21 protein-coding genes and 1 pseudogene are annotated in these 22,624 nt (G+C 39.3%); 14 read left to right on the top strand and 8 right to left on the bottom strand.

The window, feature by feature from the left end:
- Nucleotides 1-17: 17 nt before the first annotated feature.
- On the bottom strand, nucleotides 18-851 hold the full coding sequence (locus tag B1F84_RS08160; RefSeq protein WP_131691120.1) for a TIGR02285 family protein: 834 nt from the start codon (nucleotides 849-851) through the stop codon (nucleotides 18-20).
- Nucleotides 852-971: 120 nt separating this feature from the next.
- Nucleotides 972-1,139, bottom strand: a complete 168-nt coding sequence (locus B1F84_RS17940; RefSeq protein ID WP_007375427.1) for a hypothetical protein — start codon at nucleotides 1,137-1,139, stop codon at nucleotides 972-974.
- A gap of 539 nt (nucleotides 1,140-1,678) precedes the next feature.
- Here B1F84_RS17940 and B1F84_RS08155 point away from each other — a divergent pair.
- From B1F84_RS08155 to icd, 3 genes are all read left to right on the top strand, one after another.
- A complete protein-coding gene (locus B1F84_RS08155) occupies nucleotides 1,679-3,949 on the top strand; it encodes a TonB-dependent receptor (protein ID WP_131691119.1) in 2,271 nt (756 codons plus the stop codon).
- A 28-nt stretch (nucleotides 3,950-3,977) separates the two neighbouring features.
- Nucleotides 3,978-6,674 carry a 7TM diverse intracellular signaling domain-containing protein gene (locus B1F84_RS08150; protein WP_131691118.1) on the top strand — a complete coding sequence of 899 codons (2,697 nt, stop codon included), beginning with the start codon at nucleotides 3,978-3,980 and terminating at the stop codon, nucleotides 6,672-6,674.
- Between the two features lie 95 nt (nucleotides 6,675-6,769).
- Nucleotides 6,770-8,020: an NADP-dependent isocitrate dehydrogenase gene (gene icd, locus B1F84_RS08145; protein ID WP_131691117.1), complete on the top strand. Its 1,251-nt coding sequence runs from the start codon at nucleotides 6,770-6,772 to the stop codon at nucleotides 8,018-8,020.
- Nucleotides 8,021-8,031: 11 nt separating this feature from the next.
- Here icd and B1F84_RS08140 read toward each other — a convergent pair whose 3' ends face one another.
- Both B1F84_RS08140 and B1F84_RS08135 read right to left on the bottom strand, forming a co-directional pair.
- On the bottom strand, nucleotides 8,032-8,478 hold the full coding sequence (locus tag B1F84_RS08140; protein ID WP_131691116.1) for a hypothetical protein: 447 nt from the start codon (nucleotides 8,476-8,478) through the stop codon (nucleotides 8,032-8,034).
- 109 nt (nucleotides 8,479-8,587) lie between these two features.
- On the bottom strand, nucleotides 8,588-9,535 hold the full coding sequence (locus B1F84_RS08135; protein WP_131691115.1) for a LysR family transcriptional regulator: 948 nt from the start codon (nucleotides 9,533-9,535) through the stop codon (nucleotides 8,588-8,590).
- Nucleotides 9,536-9,652: 117 nt separating this feature from the next.
- On the opposite strand from B1F84_RS08135, the gene aceK reads away from it, so the two are divergent.
- From aceK to lepB, 5 genes and pseudogenes are all read left to right on the top strand, one after another.
- Complete coding sequence (aceK, locus tag B1F84_RS08130) at nucleotides 9,653-11,449, top strand: bifunctional isocitrate dehydrogenase kinase/phosphatase (protein ID WP_131691114.1); 1,797 nt, start codon at nucleotides 9,653-9,655, stop codon at nucleotides 11,447-11,449.
- A 40-nt stretch (nucleotides 11,450-11,489) separates the two neighbouring features.
- Nucleotides 11,490-11,882 (top strand): hypothetical protein, encoded by a 393-nt coding sequence (locus tag B1F84_RS08125; RefSeq protein WP_076918617.1) that lies wholly within the window; start codon nucleotides 11,490-11,492, stop codon nucleotides 11,880-11,882.
- A gap of 28 nt (nucleotides 11,883-11,910) precedes the next feature.
- Nucleotides 11,911-12,873: a zinc-binding dehydrogenase gene (locus B1F84_RS08120; RefSeq protein ID WP_076918618.1), complete on the top strand. Its 963-nt coding sequence runs from the start codon at nucleotides 11,911-11,913 to the stop codon at nucleotides 12,871-12,873.
- Between the two features lie 86 nt (nucleotides 12,874-12,959).
- A complete protein-coding gene (locus B1F84_RS08115) occupies nucleotides 12,960-13,214 on the top strand; it encodes a DUF2999 family protein (protein WP_008113615.1) in 255 nt (84 codons plus the stop codon).
- A 447-nt stretch (nucleotides 13,215-13,661) separates the two neighbouring features.
- Nucleotides 13,662-14,245 (top strand): annotated as a pseudogene (lepB, locus tag B1F84_RS08110) (signal peptidase I).
- Nucleotides 14,246-14,307: 62 nt separating this feature from the next.
- On the opposite strand, the gene B1F84_RS08105 reads toward lepB, so the two are convergent.
- Complete coding sequence (locus B1F84_RS08105) at nucleotides 14,308-15,021, bottom strand: flagellar brake protein (protein ID WP_131691113.1); 714 nt, start codon at nucleotides 15,019-15,021, stop codon at nucleotides 14,308-14,310.
- Nucleotides 15,022-15,176: 155 nt separating this feature from the next.
- A complete protein-coding gene (locus B1F84_RS08100) occupies nucleotides 15,177-15,677 on the bottom strand; it encodes a fasciclin domain-containing protein (protein WP_131691112.1) in 501 nt (166 codons plus the stop codon).
- 213 nt (nucleotides 15,678-15,890) lie between these two features.
- On the opposite strand from B1F84_RS08100, the gene B1F84_RS08095 reads away from it, so the two are divergent.
- From B1F84_RS08095 to B1F84_RS08085, 3 genes are all read left to right on the top strand, one after another.
- Nucleotides 15,891-16,430 (top strand): heme-binding protein, encoded by a 540-nt coding sequence (locus tag B1F84_RS08095; protein ID WP_240701990.1) that lies wholly within the window; start codon nucleotides 15,891-15,893, stop codon nucleotides 16,428-16,430.
- A gap of 50 nt (nucleotides 16,431-16,480) precedes the next feature.
- A complete protein-coding gene (locus B1F84_RS08090) occupies nucleotides 16,481-16,957 on the top strand; it encodes a nucleoside deaminase (protein ID WP_131691110.1) in 477 nt (158 codons plus the stop codon).
- Between the two features lie 91 nt (nucleotides 16,958-17,048).
- Nucleotides 17,049-17,570: a DUF2937 family protein gene (locus B1F84_RS08085; protein ID WP_131691109.1), complete on the top strand. Its 522-nt coding sequence runs from the start codon at nucleotides 17,049-17,051 to the stop codon at nucleotides 17,568-17,570.
- A 14-nt stretch (nucleotides 17,571-17,584) separates the two neighbouring features.
- Here the strand turns inward: B1F84_RS08085 and B1F84_RS08080 are convergent, their stop codons facing one another.
- Complete coding sequence (locus B1F84_RS08080) at nucleotides 17,585-18,127, bottom strand: DUF3365 domain-containing protein (protein WP_008113606.1); 543 nt, start codon at nucleotides 18,125-18,127, stop codon at nucleotides 17,585-17,587.
- A 136-nt stretch (nucleotides 18,128-18,263) separates the two neighbouring features.
- Here B1F84_RS08080 and B1F84_RS08075 point away from each other — a divergent pair, with 136 nt between their 5' ends.
- Nucleotides 18,264-18,443 (top strand): hypothetical protein, encoded by a 180-nt coding sequence (locus B1F84_RS08075; protein ID WP_008113605.1) that lies wholly within the window; start codon nucleotides 18,264-18,266, stop codon nucleotides 18,441-18,443.
- A 41-nt stretch (nucleotides 18,444-18,484) separates the two neighbouring features.
- Complete coding sequence (locus tag B1F84_RS08070) at nucleotides 18,485-19,288, top strand: hypothetical protein (protein ID WP_131691108.1); 804 nt, start codon at nucleotides 18,485-18,487, stop codon at nucleotides 19,286-19,288.
- A 57-nt stretch (nucleotides 19,289-19,345) separates the two neighbouring features.
- Here B1F84_RS08070 and metG read toward each other — a convergent pair whose 3' ends face one another.
- On the bottom strand, nucleotides 19,346-21,370 hold the full coding sequence (gene metG, locus B1F84_RS08065) for a methionine--tRNA ligase (protein ID WP_131691107.1): 2,025 nt from the start codon (nucleotides 21,368-21,370) through the stop codon (nucleotides 19,346-19,348).
- A 177-nt stretch (nucleotides 21,371-21,547) separates the two neighbouring features.
- On the opposite strand from metG, the gene apbC reads away from it, so the two are divergent.
- Nucleotides 21,548-22,624, top strand: coding sequence for an iron-sulfur cluster carrier protein ApbC (apbC, locus tag B1F84_RS08060; RefSeq protein WP_131691106.1), 1,077 nt, complete (start codon nucleotides 21,548-21,550; stop codon nucleotides 22,622-22,624).

Below are 22,624 nucleotides of genomic sequence, written 5' to 3'. Positions count from 1 at the left end.
CGATCGCGCTTAGCTTTTTACTGTAAATGTAGAGTCAGTTTTGGCTTTAAATCATTCGGCAGCCACCGAGTTAATACCTGCTTATATTCATTAGTTTGTTTAAGCATTTTTAGTTGCTGATTGAGTGTGGCAATATCTTCTGCGCCTTGCTCGTTTTTAGTGCAGCCAATATAACCGTAACTAATTTTTGGTGCTTCTGTTAGCATACGCTGCGTTAAATTATCACTAAACCCCATCGTTTTTGCTAAGTAATAATGCTCACTGGGATAACCAAGCAAAATATCAATTCGCTCTAAATTAAGCATATAAGTTAATGTACTCAGGGTATCGCGAGTGGGTCTAATAACGATGTTTGTATTAGGTGTGGTATTAATTATTTTATCAATCTCGCTGCCGTATGAGCGATTCATCGATACACCTAAGGTGAGTTGTTTTTTCACTAATAAATGAGTTAATGACACCGACTCACTGCTTTCGATATCTAGCGCAGCACTCAGCTTTTGATGCATGGCAATAGAGGGAGAAAGACCTGCTGTAGAGCTTTGATGCGTGAAATAAACACGCTCTTCTCGGTATTTGTTTTTATAAAGTGATAATGCACAAGCATTAGATTGCTGGTTTGCAAGTTCCTGAATGACTTTACCAGAGGGGATAATGACTCGTTCAAAGTTAATATGCGGGAGTTGTTGCTCTAACAGCGAAATGATACTTTCATCACGTCCCTGAGATTTATCCGGACCGCTTAAAATGTAATAGGGCGCAAAGTCATGTGTTAACCATTTTATTGTTCTGGCATCACACGTTGTGCTCAAAAATACACAGACGAATAGTATTAACCACGAAAACTGCATTTACACTACAACGAATAATTAAACATGAGTTTAAGTGTAGTCAATAATATCCCAAAAAGTAAAATGCCAGCTTTATGCTGGCATTTTAAATTTATTTATAAGTGTTTAACTTATGAATAATTAGCTGGCTTTCAGCCATTTTACAAATTGACGTGCATCACTTGCTTTTTGAAACAATGCATTTTTCAAACCCTGTGTATCACTAAAGATTACACGATGTTTGTTAACCGAAATTGATTGCACTGGATGTGCTATTTGGATCATAGATCCGTTATATTTGTATGACATAATAAAACTCACTTTATTTTTGTTATTTATTCTGGGCTTTTTCTTAAAGCACATTACAGATGATAAATAATCACATTGTGTTTAGCTTCATTACAGTGTTGACGATCTTTATGACACTTTTACGATGATATCAAATATATCATCAAGGTATTAATAGGGGTTCTCGCCGTACAATAACTTAGCTTTTAAATATACGTTTTGCGGGGCTTACTGGATCAGGGTAAAGAGGTTAACCGCTAGGGCTTTTTATAGCCAAGCAGCAATAATACGCCACAACATTTTTCTTTGCAAGCAATTTATTAAAATACTTTATATAGTATAAAACATCCATGTTGGCAGTCTGTCTTTTTCTATAATCCTAACCTGAGGCTATCTTTAAATATTATTTTGCTATGTTTGCGCAGTATCCACGGAAATGCTGGAAAAAATACATTTGTAGCCATTAAAAATTAAAATATTTTTACAGCACAGTTTAATCGGTTGATTAGTATATACTTAAACATGTTGTTTACATTTGTTAGGCGTAAAGGTCACATGAGATGAAGAATAAAGGCAAGCTTCTTAATAAAAACATATGGTTGGTATGCTTACCAGGCTTTTTACTGCCACTGCAGGCAAAAGTAGTTGTAGAGGGTGGAAATGATGACCAACCGAATATGGAAATCATTGAGGTTTATGCGCAAAAAAGAGCGCAAAAAATTGAAGAAGTCGGCATTTCTGTAAGCACAATAAAAGGGGGGGATCTCAAAGCGCAACACGTTAAAGATTCGACTGAGTTATCTGTATTTGCCCCTAATTTAAAAATTAGTCAAAACGCAGCAGAAGGTACACCGCCAGCGGTTAATATTCGTGGCGTAGGGCTAGTTGATTACAACACCGCGAATACATCGCCGGTGGCTATGTATGTTGATGAAATAGCAGTGGGCTCTGCCAGTAACCAAATTGTTAACTTATTTGATATTGAGCAGATTGACATTTTGCGCGGCCCTCAAGGAACTTTATTTGGTCGTAATTCCACTGGTGGGGCTATTTTAATCCGCTCTAAACGCCCTGAGTTTGAACAAAGTGGTTATTTAAGTACAGGTGTTGCTAATAATAATGCAACCAGTGTTGATGCTATGTTTAATTCAGCTATTGGAGAAGACACAGCCGTTCGTGTTGCGCTAAACCATCAAAATTATGATTATTCTACAAACAATATTTTTGCTGATTCACCAACAGCGGGCATGCGGCAAACAAATGGTCGAGTATCTTTTTTAGCTGACTTTGACACTGTGCAGTTGTTGATAAAAGGGCATATTTCCGATTGGGATGGCATAGTTCAGCCTGTTGGCAGTATTGGAGTTATTGCTAATCCGCTGACTGGAGAGCGGTGCTCGCCAGCACAAGCAGGTTCAACCAACTGTTTTGATAACTTTGGATTTAATGATGGCAGTGATGATTTTTATACTGTAAGCGTTAATAATAATTCGCCACATAAAACCGATGGTAAGGGGGTTAGTGCCCATGTAAATTGGCAGTTGGACTCACACAATGAGCTTATTTCACTAACTAGCTATAACAAGTTAAAGCGTGATCATGCCTTTAACTGTGATGGCTCTCCAGCACGGTTATGTGAAGGCAATTTAGATTTAAATACTGATTTAGTAACGCAAGAATTTCGGTTGCAATCTCAGCTCGCAGAGCATTTTCTTACAACGGGAATTTACTATGCTGATGAGTCTATTATTCAAGATAATGTAAATGATATTTTACGTGATTATCGAGGCATTTTACCGACAGATTTAACCGCTACTTTTTTCTATGATAATGAGATAAAAACAAAGAGCATTGCAGCGTTTACGCAACTTGACTATCAATTAAATCAAGATTGGCTAATTACCGCTGGGCTTCGTTATTCTTATGAGTCTTTAGATTACGACTCAACGTCTCAACTTAATATTATTTTAGATCCTAACGATTTAACCGGAGTTAAGGTGCCATTTTATCGTGTTCAGGGAGAGCATTCAGACAATGGCATTTCTGGTCAGTTGGGTGTGAACGTTAAGCTGGATGATGCAACCTATGCTTATTATCGATTTGCTAATGGCGCGAAAAGCGGAGGCTATAACGGTGGGTTTTTATCATCAGTTGAACAAGCACAGCTTGCTGATTATCAAAAAGAACGATTGAACTCACATGAAATTGGCTCAAAGTCTTGGTGGCCACAGTTGGGCATGCGATTTAATTGGGCTGCATTTTATTATGATTATAATGATCAACAAGTGTTTATGAATCAGCCTTCAGTATCTGAACAGAGCCCGCCTATTCAATTATTAGAAAATGTGGCTGACTCGACTATATATGGCCTAGAGGCTGATTTTGAGTATTGGATGACCGATGATTTGAATGTTAAGTTTGCTATGGGTTATATACCCCATGCAGAGTTTGAAGAATATGTTGATCCTTTAGGTAACGCATTAACTGATAATCGCTTACCATTTACCTCAAAATGGAATCTCAGTGCAGGCATTGAATACACGCACGTGCTGGCTAATCACCCACTAACAACGCAATTATTAGTTGATTATCAATCCGACTATTATTTTGATCAGAATCAAAACCCTTATGCGATGCAAGATGGCTATAGTATTTTTAACGCAAACATACATTATCAACATGATAACTGGGCGATCGCTATTTGGGGGAAAAACCTTTTTGGTACGCAATATAGTCACTTAAAATTTGATTTAAGCTCTTTCCTAGGCATGCTTGAAGACTTTAAAGGTGAAGGCAGGCGTTTTGGTTTGGATGTTAGTTATCAGTTTTAATTTCAGTTTTTAAATTAAGGTGCCAAGTATGCCAATGAAGGCAGTTCTAAAGCTATTTTTATATTGTACATTTTTGTGCTTTAGCAACTTAGCGCAGGCAGATACACTTGCTCCTTTTACGTATACTTTAAAACAACAAGATACTGATTTACTCCGTCAAGGTCATGTATTTCAGGGAACGAATGGGGCTTTCCCCCGAAACCATACTGAAATTGAAACGTGGCTTGAAAATAAACAGCCACAATCAATAACGTCTTTTTTTGGTGGTAGTTTTTGGTTTGTTATAGCACTTGAAAATAAAACTGACTTAAATGAACTGGTGCTCTATCCGTATAACACGCTGCTTTCAAAAATCGAAACCCGTATCTATGATATGTCGACCTTTGATGAGCCAATAAAGGAGTATGTAACTGGGGGGCTTTATCCCAATGAGTTTGCTTTTCACTATGGTAATAAAGTGAAGCTTACGCCTGATGGCTCCTATGTGTTAATTGCAAAATTTCAAAGTGAATATTTTTATACTCCCCCTAAATTAGTGCTTTCACCTTATGACGATTTTTTTGTAAAAAAAACATCAGACAACATGATTATGCTGCTGTGCTTTGGCGTTGGCATTGCATTAGGTTTATATAACTTTCTTATTTACTTGGGTGATAGAGATAAAACCCATCTATATTACGCCATGTTTACGGCCTGCTGGGTGTTAGCTTGGAGTCAGTTTTTTCATATACCGGATCAAATATTTGGTTTTTACAACGCCCATTTTCACTGGTTAGGCTTCACCTTAATTCCAATCACAAATATTTTATTTTATAACAGCTTACTTAAATTAAAAGAGACGTCTCCTAGGTTATCGCGCTTATCTATTTACTTAGGCATTGTTGCCACCGCAGGTGCTCCATTTGCAATGCTTTGGCCTGGTTTTGGCTTTATCTGGGCCACTTTAGTAACAGCGGCGACTTTATCATTAGGTATGATTGTTGGTATACGAAGTTGGATCAGTGGCTTTAAACCGGCTCGCTATTTTGTTCTCGCTTATTTGGCTATGGCCATTCCTAATATGGTCGGCAATTTAACCAATTTAGGACTCATCGATCCGATAAAAATGGATCTCTATTTACTTGGGCTTATTGGCACAGCACTCGATGCGGTATTACTTGCTTTTGCAGTCGCAAATAAATTTAGCATTTTGCATCATCAGAATGTTGAGCTGACTAAAAACTTGGAACACAAGGTTGAGCTGCGCACCCAAGAGTTACAACAATTAGCGGAAGAACTTCGTGATGCAAGTGAAGCTAAAAGTCGATTTTTAGCTAACATGAGTCATGAAATTCGTACCCCAATGACATCTATTATTGGTTATGCTGATGGGATAATTTTAGGTGATATACAGCCTCATGAAAGAAATCATGGGATCAGAGTGATTTTACAAAATAGTCGCCATGTACTTGGTTTAATTAACGATATTTTGGATATGTCGAAAATTGAGGCTAATCGTTTAGAGATAGAATTAGTTGAAACAGATTTGTTTGCCACTATCGCTGAAATTGAATCATTACTAGGAAAACAAATCCGCGATAAAGGCTTAAAGTTTCAAGTTGATTATCAATTCCCATTACCTGATTGGATAATCTCAGATCCAACACGGCTTAGACAAATATTATTAAATTTAGCAACCAATGCACTTAAATTTACTACCCAGGGCTACATAATGCTGACGGTGAGTTGCAATCAAAAGCAGCTAATAATTAAAGTAAAAGACACGGGGATTGGCATGACTGAAAGCGAGCAAAAAGACCTCTTTACTCCTTTTCATCAAGCAGACTCGTCAATTTCTCGTAAATACGGTGGCACCGGCCTTGGCTTAAATATTTCTAAAAGCTTAGCAACTAAACTAAATGGCGATATTACCGTTTTTTCTGTGGTCGGAAGCGGTAGTGAATTTTGTTTTTCTATGGAGTTAAATACAACCGAACATACGCAATGGGTTAACACATTCGACGATATACGTAAGCCACAAACTAAAGAACTATTTTCAAATAATAGTCAGCGAAATTTAGTGGGTAGGGTACTTGTGGCTGAAGACCATCCAGAGAACCGTCAGCTTATTAAGCGGATTTTAGAGCGGATGGGGTTAACCGTTGTTGCTGTTGAAAATGGTCGAGATGCAGCGCAAGCTACGATGGATGAAAGCTTCGATTTAATTTTATTAGATATTCAAATGCCAATTATGGATGGTGAGCAAGCAATTAATATTATGCAAGCAACAGGGGTAACAACACCCATTGTGGCGCTCACTGCTAACACGATGAAGCATGAAATTGATCGCTATTTAAAACAAGGTTTTATTGATCATATTGCCAAGCCTATAGATAGAAGTTGTTTTAGTAGTAAAATTGCAAGTTACCTTGATATTGATATATGCGAAAACATTAAGCTACCCGATGAGGAGTTTTCACTACTCAAGCAAGAATATATTAAAGGGTTAAATAAACAAAAAGACACGTTAGTGTCTCAATTTGAGCAGGGTGATATAACGGGTTTTGCACGCAGCGTACATATGATCAAAGGAACGGCTGGAATGTTTGAGTGTCAAGCGCTGTATCAACAGGCTGTTGATTTTGAAACAAACTTAAAGTCTTCACCTGACGCTTTCGACATTCAACAAGTTGAGGCTCTACTCAATGCGATTGACGTTATTTTAAACGTTCAAAAAGCATCTTAAACATTACATTTTATCGTTGAATAACCGCTATAAGCTTTATGTTAAAGACATGCAAAGCCGCGCATGCTTAAATATATTCTCTTGCAGGAGGACGTATGCAGTATCAACATATTAATGTGCCAGACAGTGGCGAACATATTCACATTGATGAGCATGGACAGTGGCATATACCGGATCAACCAATTATTGCCTACATTGACGGTGATGGGGTTGGCTTAGATGTGATGCCAGTAATGCGTCAAGTAGTGGATGCTGCCATAGAATATTGTTATGGCAAGGAACGTAAGATACATTGGATGCAGGTGTATAATGGTGAACAAGCGGCCAAGCTTTATGATGGCGACTGGTTCCCTCAAGAAACCATTAATGCAGTGCGTGAATGCAAAATTGCGATTAAAGGCCCACTAACCACTCCCCTAGGCGGTGGATTTCGATCTCTTAATGTTGCACTTCGCCATGAAATGGATTTATTTGTTAATATGCGCACTATAAAAGGCTTTAGTGCCTTACCCTCGCCATTAAAAGACCCCTTTACCACTAACATTACCGTACTGCGCGATAGCAGTGAAGACGTATATTCAGGAATTGAATGGCAGGCGGGGAGTGTTGAAAGTGAAAAAATGCTCGATTTTTTGTGTGAAGAAATGGGGGTAACCCGACTTCGTTTTACTCAAGAGTGTGGTATTGGGATTAAAAATATATCTAAAGAAGGGTCAGAGCGGTTAATACGCTATGCCATTAATTATGCTCTTAAAAACGAAAGGGAGTCGCTTACGTTAGTGCACAAAGGTAATGTTCTTAAGTTTACCGATGGCGCGTTTAAACGCTGGGGCTTTGCGCTTGCCAAACAAGAATACAATGCTAATGAACATGAAAATGGGCGTTGGCTTGAAATACAACGAACCAATCTCCCCCCTTTGATTATTAAAGAAGTGATTGCCGATAATATGTTGCAGCAATGCTTAATGGATCCCGCGCAATTTGATGTGGTGGCTACCACCAATCAAAATGGTGACTTTTTAGCCGATATGCTCAGTGCACAAGTGGGGGGAGTAGGGATTATGCCTGCAGCCAATTTAAATACCGAAGTGGCGTTTTTTGAGCCAACCCATGGCACGTTTGAACGAATAGCAGGTCAAGATAAGGCAAACCCAAGTAGTAGCTTATTAAGTGCAGTGTTAATGCTAAAGTATATGGGATGGAATGAAGCGGCGTGTTTAATCGAAAACGCCTTAGAAATGACATTTGCCAGTGGGCAGGTAACTTTTGATTTGGCCCAATCAAGCCATAACTCGACAACCTTAAGCTGCAAACAGTTTGCTAATAAGGTTATCGAGCATTTTTAAACGACTGCATTTTAAGCTGCTGAAGCGTTAGCAGTTGCTTGACGATGAACGCATGGGCGCTCTGTTAGCTCTGCTGCTCTGTGGTAAAGCTCATGTGCGCTTGGCTCATCACATACAGTGCCGCTGAGGGTATCCATTAACGCAACGACAATAATGGCAGGTACTTGACAACAGTATTCATCTAATACGGCCGCAGTTGTTTGTGCATCAACATGGCAATGAGGATGGCTTTTACGTTGATAGGCACTTAATAAAGTGTTTACGTCGAGAATATCGTTTTCTTGATGTTTATTTTTACGACATTTACAGCCGAATTCATCAACTAATGTGGCAAGTGACTGGTAAACGTGACCCGTCTCAAGCGGTGTGTTTGGGCATAATTGTTGTTCAATGAATTGATGTAAATTTGCATCAATGAATAGCCCGTCTTGTTGTGTGAAGCTTGCTGATGTTTGCATAATTATTACTCTTAGTTTGTTGGCTTAACTTCACTGTAGCGCTAAGTGTAATATTAATGAAATTGTTGTTTTCAATAACTGATATTGATTTAATCAATATTTTAATGTTTTACCTATCAACCACTGTATTTGCGAACGCTAATAATTCACGTCTAAGCCATTGATGCGCCGGTGTATGGTGTAATAACGGGCTCCAAATCATTTTCACTTCTATGGGCACGATTTGAAATGGTACTGGGCTAATCACTAAATTAGTGTGACTGGTTAATAATTTTGCTTGACGACGCGGCAGCGTTGCTATGAGTTGCTCAGATTGACACAGTAAGCTGGCAATCATGTAATGACGAGTAAATACACGTATTTTACGGGTTTGCTCTAATTGCCACAAAGCTTCATCTACCCAGCCTAATTTCTGTTTACCTGATTTATTGGTCACCGCGGGCTCTGGCCCCCAGCCTGCTCGGTTAACCCAAATATGTTCGCTTTGTAGATATTGATTTAAGTTAGCATCCGTTAAAAAAGCATTATTTGGGTGGGTCAAACAACAATAGTTATCTCGCCATACAGTAGCCTGATGAAAAGAGCGCGGCAGGCCATTAAAGCGATTTATTGCCAAATCAATTGTGCCTTTTTCCATATCTTGTAAGTTTACATCGCTGGGGCTTAGCACATCAAAATCAATGCCCGGGTTTTTAGCTAGTTGCTCGCAAATAAAGGGGGCTATGAGGGTCGACTCTAAATAATCGTTTGCCATAATACGAAATGTAACTTGTGCAGTCGCTGGATTAAACTGCTCACTTGGTTGGGTGATCTCTTCGGCCATTTTAAGCAGAGCTTCAATTTCAGGTTTAAGCGATAGCGCTTTGGCGGTAGGAGTCATAGAGCCAGCTGCACGCACTAGCAAAGGATCATCAAATAAATCTCTTAAACGTTTTAACGCATTACTCATTGCAGGTTGGGTAAGCGCGAGTTTATTAGCCGCTTTTGATACGCTTTTTTCATCTATTAATACATTTAAATAGACGAGTAGATTGAGGTCGACATTTCTTATATTCATATGATCAATTTTATTTATTTGCTGTATTAATTACCTAAATTAAAGTGTGCTTGCTAAGGTGTAAACCTCTAATAAAAAATAATCAGCATAATTGCTAAAAATAGAAGCGCCTATATCATGCCAAGCACGCCATTAACCTCTCAACATCATTCGGTACAAGCCATGGTCGCCACTAAATTAGCCCGGGCGGTATTTGCAGGCTTTGAGGCTATGTTTGCACAATTTTTAAATATCACCTTAGGGGCACAAAGTCGCTTTGAACAACGCCAGTATCATGAAGTGCAAGCAGCAATGCGAGAGCGCTTACAAGTGTATGAACGTCAAGTAAAGCAAGTAAGTGAAGCGGTTAGAGTGATTGCTTATGATGAATTGAATTGCCCTCAAACATGGCAACGGGCTAAAAATATTTATGGTGAAATGGTAAAAGAACATGAAAATCAGCCTATTGCGCATACATTTTTTAATTCTACTTTTGGCGCTATTTGGGATGATAAAAAAATTCGCACGGTTCATTTATTTGTATTAAAAGCAAAATACCGAGGACAGCCGCGCTCCTATGAAGGGCTTGTGAGTCGAATTTCCTTAACCGCAGGATTTGATCAGGCGATTAAAACCTTATTAAATGAGCAAGTGTTTAGAGTATCGTTTAAAGATTTAACTAGTGATTTAGCTAAGCTACAAACAACGTTAACACAAGGTGCTCAACAGCAATGTCGACAAGTATACGAATTAATAAACCTAAATGACGGTTATATTGAATACGCTAACTCGCATTTTTATCGCAATAAGGCATGTTATGTCATAGGGCGATGTATTGCCAAAAATGGCGATAATATGCCCTTTGCAATTGCTATTTTAAATACCCCCGATGGGCTTACAATTGATGCAGTAATGATGGGGGCTGATCAACTTAGTTTATTATTTGGCTTTGCACGCACGTATTTTATGGTAGATACCGACCAACCTGCCCGTTACGTTGATTACCTCAGTGTATTAATGCCTCACAAACAACGATTTGAATTATTCAATGCGATTGGTTTTATCAAACATGCCAAAACCGAGTTTTATCGTTATAAAGTGGATACCACTAAAAGTAGTCCCGAGGAATACACGTATCATTTAGCGCCAGGGACTCCAGGTATGGTGATGTTGGTTTTTACCATTGATGGCCTAGATTATGTATACAAGGTGATAAAAGATAAGTTTAGTGCACCAAAAACAGCCACTAAACAACAAGTAAAAGATAAATATAACTTTGTAAAACAAGCCGACAGAGTAGGGCGTTTAGTCGACACCCATGAATTTAGATACCTTGCATTTGATTTAAGTCGCTTTAGTGATGAACTGTTAATACAGATGAAAAAACACATTGGTGATAGCTTAATTATTTCCGGTAAAGCATTAATACTTAAACATGTTTACGTTGAGCGAAAAATGACACCGCTCAACTTGTATATTAACCAGTGTAATAATAAATCACTGCAGCAGGTGATGATTGACTATGGTAAAGCGATTAAAGAGCTTGCCAATGCAAATATTTTTGCTGGTGACATGCTGATGAAAAACTTTGGCGTAACACGTTGGGGCCGAGTGGTATTTTATGATTATGATGAAATTTGCCCTCTTACCGATTGCAATTTTAGAGACGTGCCAAATACACACAACGCGTTAGAAGAATTAAGCTCACACAGCTATTTTGATATTGACCAAAATGATATATTTCCGAGTCAATTTAAGGTGTTTTTTAGTGCTAGTAGCAGCGCCTTTAGCCATTTTAATCATTATCATAGTGATTTATTTACGGCAAAGTACTGGCAAATGACCCAGCAAAATATTAAGCAAGGTCAGCTTCCGGATGTATATCCTTATAAGCAAAGTTGGCGTTTTAATACTATGTCAGTAAATCAACGCTGAGTTGATTTCTTAAGGCACAGTTAACACGATAAGGATTATTATGAGATTTGTTATATTCGTTGGCTTAGCTTTATTGTCATGTTCAGTGTTTGCGAACCCTTTATTAGGCACGTGGGAGTTTGTTCAAGGAAAATATGCGGTAGAAAATGGGTTTGTCACTGCTAAAGCCCCAGAGATAACTTCAGTCAAATTAGTAACCGCATCACATTTTAGCTATATCACAGAGAAAAATGGCCAATTTAGTTATGCTGGTGGTGGCCAGTATAAATTAACCGATGGACAATTTATTGAGACCTTTAAGTATGGCAATATTGCATCATTGATGGGTAAAACCATGGCTTTTGATTATAAAGTTGCAGGAAACTTATGGCATCATTCTCTTACCGAAAATGGTCAGCTAGTTGAAGCCGAAGTGTGGCGAAAAATCAAATAAAACCCAATACAAGGATACGAGGAGATTTATGCAGTACATTTCACATCAAGATCAGCAGTTAGCGTTTTCGCAAACTGATAAGCCGAAGATGAATAGCAATGAAGTGCTGGTAAAAGTGGCGGCGATTGGAGTTAATCGCGCTGATTGTATGCAGCGTCAAGGTAAGTATCCAGCTCCCGAGGGGGATAGCCCTATTTTAGGACTGGAATGTGCAGGCACGGTATGTGAGCTTGGCAGTGAGGTAGACCCAAAATGGCAAGGTAAGCGTATTTTTACTTTATGTGCTGGTGGCGCTTATAGTGAATATGTGGCGGTGGATGCGCAGCAATTAATGGCATTACCTGATCATATTTCTATGGCCCAAGGTGCCGCCATAAGTGAGGTGTATTTGACTGCCTTTGGTGCGCTATTTGAATTAGGAAAATTACAATCAGGGCAAACGGCGCTTATTCATGCCGGTGCCAGTGGTGTTGGTGGCGCAGCTATTCAAATGGCAAAAAGTGCCGGTGCGCAGGTAGTTATTACCGCGGGTTCGGACGATAAATGTGAACATGCTAAAAGATTGGGGGCTGACCACGTAATAAATTATAAAACCACCGACTTTGTTGACTATATGAAATTACATAAGCTAACTGCAAACGCAATTGTTGACCCTGTTTCTGGCAGCTATCTAAATAAAAATGCCAAGGTGGCCGCAATGGATTGTCAGATTGTTATGCTGGCATTTTTAGACGGGCGCTTTGCAGAGGTGGACTTTGCGCGCTTATTACAAAAACGGATTTCGTTTCATGCATCAACGCTACGTAATCGCAGTATTGAGTTTAAACGTGCTCTGAGAGATGCTTTTGTAGCGCGTTTTTATGATGATATTGCCAACCACAACTATGACTTTAATATTTATAAAACCATGTCATGGCAGCAAGCCAGTGAGGCTCATGCTATTTTAGAGCGCAACGAGAATTCCGGTAAAGTGGTGTTGCTGGTTGAGTGACATACACGAGCACAGCAGGATTAATATTGTTAATTAGGCTGTGCGCCCATATAATTTAGTGACACTATAAAATATTAAGGCAAATAATGAATCCAATTATTGCAATATTAAAAGAGCACAACGTCAGTGATGAAAAAGTAGCCGCGTTGTTTGAAGCATTTACCCAAAACCCGATGATGGCCATGGCATTAGTGCAAGAGCTAGGTATACCACCAGAAAAACTTCAGCAACTAATGGCTGTAGTGATGACTCAACCGCATTTGATTAAAGAAGCCACTGATGAATTAGGGCTTGATTTTGCAAAAGTACAAGAAGCGAAAGACAAGTTAAATCAGCAGTAAACCATCTTTAGAGGCATGTTTTATACATGTCTCTATCATTAAACATGTTTTGTTACACACTCCTTTGAACGGCTCTGCGTTTATACAGTCAAATAAATACTTAATCCATAGCAGAGACAAAACATGAAGCGACTTTATAAATTTTGGAAAAATAATCGTTCTTGGGGCCTGTTAACCTTTCAAGGTTGAATTTGCAGTAGTCTGTTTGGTATTTAAGCAAGGCAGAGCCTATGTGGTGTGGTTATTCCCCATAAATAGGCGATAACGTAGCATCAATGCCAAACAGCCATTGCCCAAAGGGTTCTTCCAAGGGGCGATTAACTCTTTGTTACTTGGTTTTTACTTAGCCCACTAGGTTACAAACCTCGCGCCGCGGTTAAATCGCCCCTTGTTTGAATAAATTCCAATCCGCAAAGATCAACAGGCCCTATTGTATTCATTATTTTAATGAGTGTGTTTCGTAGTGCCGTTGCCGATTGGTATGAAATACCAACAGGTTCAATGAAACCGACTATTCAAGAAGGCGACCGAATCCTTACCGATAAAATGGCGTATGATTTACGTATACCATTCACGCATGTATCCCTGTTAAGAATGGCAGACCCACAAACTGGCGATATTATTGTATTTGATTCTAAGGTGGCGGATAACCGTTTGATTAAGCGAGTAATAGGTGTACCTGGAGATACCTTGAAAATAATGAACTCATAATCAACGGCGAAAAGCTTAATTACACAAATTTGCTAAGTAATACGACTTCTTCAGATAAAATGGAAAACTTAAATGGTTATAAGCATTCAATCCGCGTAGCCAATACACCATCACGTTTATCGAGCTTTGACGAAATAACAATTCCTGAACACTACTATTTAGCCATGGGTGATAACCGTGACAATAGTGCCGATTCAAGGGTGATAGGGCTCATCCCACGTGCTGAACTACTAGGTAAAGCCGAGCGTGTGATTGTATCGCTTGATCACGATAACTATTATTTACCTAGAACAGAGAGGTTTTTAAAACCTTTAGAGTAATAGAACTGCTGTTAGCAAGGCTAACCATACAGGTGTTAGCCTTAATTTGTTTGGTGGTTTTTCTAATCTATATCAATTGAATACGCTTCGAGTAGCGTGTTAAGTTTAGTTTGCTCTGATGCGTCAAACTCAATACCTACACTTAGGCGGTTACCTTTCATTTGGTTGTTTCTGATATAAGACGTAATTATCACCGACTTATTATCTATAGGCGACAGGATATGCACAAATACTTGACGTTTTTTAAGTGCAACAAATCCAGAACTCACATGTATTGCAAAGCGGCACCCGCTGGGTGAAATATCAATGATTAACCCGTGCAATAAGCTTTTACTATCGGCATCGGTATCAGCTTTACTTAAACTAATTTTAGCTGGGATATGAGTCGGTAGTCTACTTGTTTCTCGCAACTGGCGGCTTTCAATTTTTTTAGGGTAGGCTAAATAAATTAATCGTTCTGGGCGAAATGAAATTGCTAATATGCTGGTTGAAAAAGCCACACATTCACCGCGTTCATCTTCGATGATATAACGGACAATAGCCCCTTTTCCTTCAACTAAGATATCGCTGTAATCGTTTTTACCTGCTTGAGCAGGGTATTTTAATATTAGATATTTACCGGTGTCGTAACCGATTAAAGTGAGCTTAAAGCGAACCTGAATAGGGTTGTTAAATTGTATATCAATTAATTTCCCAGGAAGTAAATCGAGGAAAAACTTCTTTTGCTCTTCCGTTGCTTTCTCTTCAACAGTGGTATTATTGTTATTCGTTTCCACAAACTCTTTCTCAATATTAACAGACGCTTAATTATCTTTTAATATAGTGTAAAAATCACTAGTATTAAAGAGGGCATTTAGAAAAAGGTATTAATACTTTATGCTAGGTACAAAGAGCGGAGTAGATATTTTACTCCGCTGAGAAATGAAAGGTGTTACTCTTTTGGCAACAAAACGGTATCAATTACATGAATAACACCATTAGTGGCCTTTACATCGGCCTTAACTACTGTTGCGTCATTAATCATAACAGCGCCATTATTAGTTGCTACATTTACAGATTGGCCTTGCACAGTGGCGGCACTAGTTAGTGTTACCACATCTGCAGCCATTACCTTACCCGATACAACATGGTAAGTAAGAATAGCTACTAACTTGTCTTTATTTTCTGCCTTTAATAGATTTTCAACGGTTCCTGCGGGTAGTTTTGCAAAAGCCTCATCTGTAGGTGCAAAAACAGTATAAGGCCCTTCACCTTTTAAAGTATCAACTAGGCCAGCGGCTTTTACAGCGGCAACCAAGGTTGAAAACGAACCATTGGCAGCAGCCACATCAACAATATCTTTTTTCATACCATGGTGATCGGCATGCGCTGCTGTAGAAAGGGTTAAACTTGCTAATACAAAAGTCAGAACAGACGCTATTTTTTTAAACATGTTACTTTCCTTTAAATTGATTAGGTATCGGTTAAATATTACGCAGTGTTGCTAAGAGGCGATCATTTATTAAATCAGCTAAATTTAGCATGGATATTAAATGCGTCTTACATAATGAAAATAGTGAAGTAAATTAGTGATTACATGAAAGCTTTTATTACTCAATACGGTCTGTGTATTTTCTATTTTTTGATTAAAACGTGGAAAAACAATATGAAAAAACGGGCTATTTTTACTGTGCTATTTACTTCTCTTTCATCAATCGTTTCTTTTGCTGGTCAAACTGATACTCAAGTAACTATTAATCAACAACAGCAGCAAACTATTCCTATGGTGGCACAATTAACGGGTGATATGGCACAGCGCATTGTAAATGCGGCGGCTATTGCCGCTAAAAAAGATAACTTAGCGGTTTCTATTACTGTTGTGGATGCATCAGGACAAACACTTGCAGTGCTGCGCGACCACTTTGCAGGTGTTCATACTATTAGAGCCAGTTATAAAAAAGCCTATACCGCCAATTCGCAAAAGCGAGAAACCGCAGTTATAGCAAAAGGCATAAAAGAGGGCACTATTCCAGCAGACCTTCGTTATTTAGATGAAAACATTTTAATACTGGATGGCGGGGTGCCGATTTATATTAACGATACTGTGGTGGGGGCTGTGGGAGTTGGCGGTGCTCATGGCAGTGAGGATGTACGTGTTGCAAAAGCAGGGATCAAAGCGTTATGGTTAGCGCAGTCGAAAAACTGATCACGTTACTAAATATCCCCAAAAGTGATAGTCAAAGGAGTTTACAGATTATGAACGAGACTGATTTAGAGCACTTAAAACGCAGCATAGCGCTAGCTAAAGAGGCGTTAGAAGCAGGCGATGAACCGTTTGGCTCTGTGCTTGTTGATGCTAAAGGAAATGTATGTATGGAAGATCGCAACCGTGTTGCGGGTGGCGATCATACACGTCATCCTGAGTTTGAAATTGCTCGTTGGGCTGCAAATAATATGACACCTGAACAACGCGCTGGGGCTACTGTGTATACCTCAGGGGAGCATTGCCCTATGTGCGCCGCAGCACACGCATGGGTAGGTTTAGGTCGAATTATGTATGTGAGTTCATCTGCGCAATTAACTAGCTGGCTTAGCGGGCTCAAAATGACTAAGTCGCCGGTTAACCCGTTACCTATTGAAGCGGTTGCTCCTAATATCGCTGTTTATGGGCCCGTACCAGCACTTGTTGAGCAGGTTCACGCCCTGCATCGTCAATTTCACCAAGCAGATTAACAGCGCAGCAGCGCATGGTATTTAGACTAAAGCGACTACCTGTTATAGTTAACGGTAGTCACTTTTATTAAACGCAGCACAAGGGATTATTATGATCGTTAACCTGTTCGATAAATTAATATTTGCTTGCGCTTTTATTGTTTCATTGCAACTACCGCAGCTGAGTGATCATTACCAACAACATTTAGCGGGCTTATACCATGCAACAAAATGGCAAGTTGATGGCTATGCAAATACAGCAAAGCAATATAATTTTTCTAGTACACAAGCAATGATAAACCGTCATTTAGCAAACACTGAACCGAGTGTCAGAGCCGATGCAAAGCAAAAACAACAAACATTACTGCAATTTGCTGATTTAAAAAAAGGGATGGCTATTTTTGAACAAGGTAATTTAGTGCAAAAAATGCTGTATATGTTCTCCCCAGAGCGCTTTGACAGATTACAAAATACACTTGATAACTTTAAGTTAGGTATTCCTTTAACCGCGAGTGCAGTGTTGTTTGCATTGGTATTAGCTATTTTATTAAATCAATTACTTATGCTGCCACATACTCTATACGTTAGGCGTAAAAAACGTATTGCATCCGATGCGGTAAAATTCAATAGTTGATCGTCAACGGATTATCATTGGTGATTTTCAATGGCTTTCTTAACAACAAATGCGCCACGAATGTCACCCAATTTAAAATCAGTTGCCTGATCATTAGGGTATAAAGTCGCTATTTTTTTAGAAACTGCGGGGGCAATGTCACTGCCATGACATGCCAAACACGCTTTTTGAGTAGGGATCGCTTTTACAAAATACCAGCCATCCGGTCTTTGCTCTTGATATTCTATGCTTGCTACCGGCTCGCCATTGAGCTTACGTTGTTCAAAGTTTAATAAAACATTTTTGAGCCATGCATCGGGTTGATTATCTGAGTTACGAGTTTTTAAAGCACTGCGGCTAATTTGCCAAGGACTGTTGCTGTGTTGTGAAGCTATAGCGGGTGCTGCTGTATTGCATACACTTATTGCCGCGAGTGGGCCGCTTTGCTTCATAGTACTAACGAGTACCTGTTTTAAATCAGTTGAAAATGCCTTGATGGTTTGTCGTGCCTCGCCGGTATTGCTAGCAAAAGCAGCGGATGAAATAAATAAACTGGAAAAAAGTAAAATAATGCGCATAATATACTCCTCAATATTAGTAATATCTAATATACAGAGGAACAGGTGTTTTTCAACTAAATCGTAAAGTGTTTCAGCACTTTTTTATTTGATGTAGCGCGCCTAAAATCGATAAACAGTTCCAAGTGAGAATAATATGCATACTAAACAAGATGACAATAAAGTGATAGATCAACAAAACACCTATGATGCTGGTGGACTCAGTGTGGATGATCCTTTGGCGGCAATTAAAGCTATTCGACTTGAGCAGTTAGCACAATGTCGGCTAAAAACACAAAAAGAAATGCAAACTGCGCATAATAAAAATAAACCCTAAGCGATAATAATTTGCTAAATTAAGTTTATTAATTTTAAACCTTGGCTAGTGCAATCAATTCGTTATCTATAAAACACCCTCATCAGGTTATTTCTTTTATTGCTTGGCTATGTGCTTTAGTTGTGCTGTTAGTAGGGCTAATTACACCTGATAAAAAAGAAATTTTATTGCTATTAACAGTGAGCTCGCTGTGTTTACTGATGTTTAATAGTGTGGCAATGACTACTTGGGTATTTCATAGGTTTAGAGATAAGCAGTTACGCTTTATAGCACTTCTTTGTAGCGCAGCTTTAATGTTGTGTACAGTTGGGGATGTGATTAACTTTAACCTATCCCAACATTATCACCGCTATGCAACGTTAATAAAGCATGACTATTTAGTTGATTCAATTTTATTGTTTGCACCTGGCTACAGCCTTTTATTTTTAGCCTGTGTGTTAGCCTATAAAAGGCAGCAAGCTATATCGCGACTAAAAAGCACCTGTTTTATAGTTGTAGTACTGGTTGTAAGTGCTTTGTCACTCGCCTCTATGTATCTTGATGGAGCTGGTATACCAATTTTAGCCATGACAGGCGCTTATAGTGTGGTGGTAACTGCGGTGGGACTTATGGGTCTGATGTTGGTTGTTGTTTATGGTGGTTTTTATGCACCTAAACCAATAATGTGGGTGAGCTTAGGGCTTTTACTTGCTGCATTGGCTGATGCCATTATTGGTGCTTTTTGGATTTATGGTAACCAAGGGCAAGGTTTTTATCCTCAGGTGCGCTATATAAACTGGTTTATATATATTAGCTCCCAATGCTTAGTGATTCATTTGGCAAAAGTAGTCGCCTTAGCTAAATAACGTCAACAATAAAAAAAGCCGCTAAATATTTAGCGGCTTTTTAAACAAGCACAGTGCTTACATTACTCGCATACCAGGCTCTGAACCATCGTCTGGGTTAAGAATGTATATTTCTTTACCGCCAGGGCCTGCAGCAAGTACCATACCTTCAGACATTCCAAAGCGCATTTTACGCGGTTTAAGGTTAGCGACCATCACAGTTAGCTTTCCTTCGATGTCTTCTGGTGCGTAGGCTGATTTAATACCTGCAAATACTTGGCGTGTTTCGCCGCCTAAATCAAGAGTTAACTTAAGCAATTTGTCAGCGCCTTCTACGTGCTCTGCTTTAGCTATTTTAGCAACGCGTAAATCTACTTTTGCAAAGTCATCAAATTCAATCTCAGCTGCAATAGGCTCTTTTGCCAGTGGGCTATTAGGATCGATTTTGTCTTTTTCAGCGATTAAGCTTTCTTTTGATTCTTCAACCATTTTATTCACTTTGTCCATTTCAACACGTTGCATTAACGGCTTAAATTTATTGATAGGGTGGCTTATTAGTGCAGTTTGCACACCTTGCCATGTAAGCTCATCATTTAAGAAGGCTTCAACATTTGTTGCCATACCAGGCAGTACAGGCTTTAAGTAAGTGATCAGCACGCGGAATAAGTTAAGTCCTAACGAACATACCTGATGCGCTTCTTCTTGCTTTGATTCGTCTTTAATAAGCACCCAAGGCGCGGCATTATCAATAAATTGATTTGCTTTATCAGCAAGGGCCATAATCTCACGGATTGCGCGGCTGTATTCACGATTTTCGTAATGTTCAGTGATAGTGGCTGAGGCATTTTGAAATTCAGTAAGCAGCTGTGGTTCCATAATTGTGTCGCTTAACTTACCGTCAAACTTTTTAGTAATAAAGCCAGCGCAACGGCTCGCAATATTAACTACTTTACCCACTAAGTCTGAATTTACACGCTGTGCAAAATCTTCTAGGTTTAAGTCTAAATCGGTGATGCCACTGTTTAGTTTAGCTGCGTAGTAATAACGTAAAAATTCTGGGTCTAGGTTATCTAAATAAGTACGCGCTTTAATAAACGTGCCTTTTGATTTAGACATTTTTGCGCCATTAACCGTAACAAATCCATGGGCAAATACGTTAGTAGGCTTTCTAAATTGAGCGCCTTCTAACATCGCAGGCCAAAACAGGCTGTGGAAATAGATGATATCTTTACCAATGAAGTGATAAAGCTCAGCGTCAGAGCCTTCTTGCCAAAACGCATCAAAGTCGATGCCTTTTTTGTCACATAAGTTTTTAAAACTTGCCATATAACCAATAGGCGCATCTAGCCATACGTAAAAATATTTACCCGGTGCATTTGGAATTTCAAAACCAAAATAAGGTGCGTCGCGGCTGATATCCCACTGCTGCAAACCATCGGCAAACCACTCATCTAGCTTATTCGCCATTTCTTGTTGGATTGTGCCAGAGTGAAGCCATTCTTTAAGCATGCCTTCAAAAGCGGGTAAGTCAAAAAAGTAATGCTCAGAATCTTTTAAAATAGGCTCAGCACCCGACATAACAGAGCGTGGGTTGATTAGCTCTGTTGGGCTATAGGTTGCGCCACAGGCATCACAGCTATCACCGTTTTGATCTTCTGATTTACAGGTAGGGCAAGTGCCAGTAACAAAGCGGTCTGGCAGAAAAATGCCTTTTTCTGGATCGAATAACTGGGAAATAGTGTGCTTTTTAATATGACCGGCATCATTAAGGCGGTTATAAATAAGCTCACTAAATTCTTTATTTTCTTGGCTGTGAGTGCTGTGGTAGTTATCAAACTTGATATTAAAATCAGCAAAATCGCGTTGGCGTTCTATGCTAACGTTTTTAACCATTTCCTCTGGCGTGATCCCTTGCTTTTGCGCATTAAGCATAATAGGTGTGCCATGAGCATCATCGGCGCACACATAGTATGCTTCGTGGCCTTGTAGTTTTTGAAAACGCGACCAAATATCAGTTTGAATATACTCTAATAAATGCCCTAAATGGGTAGGGCCATTGGCATAAGGTAATGCGCTAGTAATCAGGATCTTTCGCTGTGCCATAATCATTCCGAATTAAGCGTTCCTAGTCAGGAACAGATGAAAATTATTACATTATCGATAAGCGCGGTAGTAACAGAGTACACTGCTTATGGATATTTACTAATTGACTGGTGTTAATGCCCTGAATGTTACATAATTCCGTGGCACTTTTCATCAAAGAAACGCTATTTTATTGCTATGTTTGGACTGTCGAAACTATTCTCTGCTAAATCGGTGCAAAAACAACCGATTATTTCTGCTTTAGCGGCCTATCGAAGTGCCGCTTTCGCTGTGGGTATTGAGCAAGATTTTATCGCTGATATTACTCAAAACACCGATAAATCAATTATTGTTAAACTCACTCTTCCGTTTGCAGCACAATCTGAAATGCCACATGTTGCTAAATTTTTAACCGAGCGACTTAAAACCGAAGTAAATGTAAGCGCGGTGGTGGCACTTAAAGAGGCTGCAAAATTTAAAGCCATAAAGCACATTATTTTAGTGGCCTCAGGTAAAGGCGGAGTGGGTAAGTCAACCACGGCTGTTAACATTGCAGGTTCGCTTAAAAATGAGGGCGCTAAAGTCGGCATTTTAGATGCTGACATTTATGGTCCTTCTATACCTATGTTGTTAGGTTTGGTAGGCAGTGAGCCTGTCACTAAAGACAACAAGCAATTACAACCATTTAATGCTAACGGCATTAAAGCGCAATCTATTGGCTTTTTAGTGCCTAGCGACGATGCTACCGTATGGCGCGGTCCTATGGCCTCAGGCGCGCTTAGTCAGCTATTAAATGAAACCGATTGGGGTGAGCTTGATTACTTAATCGTCGATATGCCCCCAGGCACTGGCGATATTCAATTAACCATGAGCCAAAAAGTCCCTGCCAGTGGCACTGTAATTGTTACTACGCCACAAGATTTAGCGCTGGCAGATGCGCAAAAAGGCATTGCTATGTTTAATAAAGTAAACGTGCCAGTGCTTGGTTTGATTGAAAATATGAGCCATTACATTTGCGGACATTGCGGCGAAGCTAATCATGTATTCGGTAAAGATGGCGCACAAAAATTAGCCATGAAGCATGGTGTTCCTGTGCTTTCGCATATTCCGCTTGCGATTAATATCAGAGAATCCTCTGAACAAGGTAAATTGATTGCCAATGATGCAAGTGCTGCTATAAGTGAAACCTACAGTGCAGCCGCACGGCTGATCGCCAGTACGCTTTATTATCAACAACATCACAACACAATTGAAGTTGTGATTACGGAAGATTAA

It is taken from the genome of Pseudoalteromonas sp. DL-6, from assembly GCF_004328665.1.
Classification (GTDB): domain Bacteria; phylum Pseudomonadota; class Gammaproteobacteria; order Enterobacterales; family Alteromonadaceae; genus Pseudoalteromonas.
Note: the sequence above shows the minus strand (reverse complement) of the source record. Positions and strands in the feature narration are given on the sequence as shown.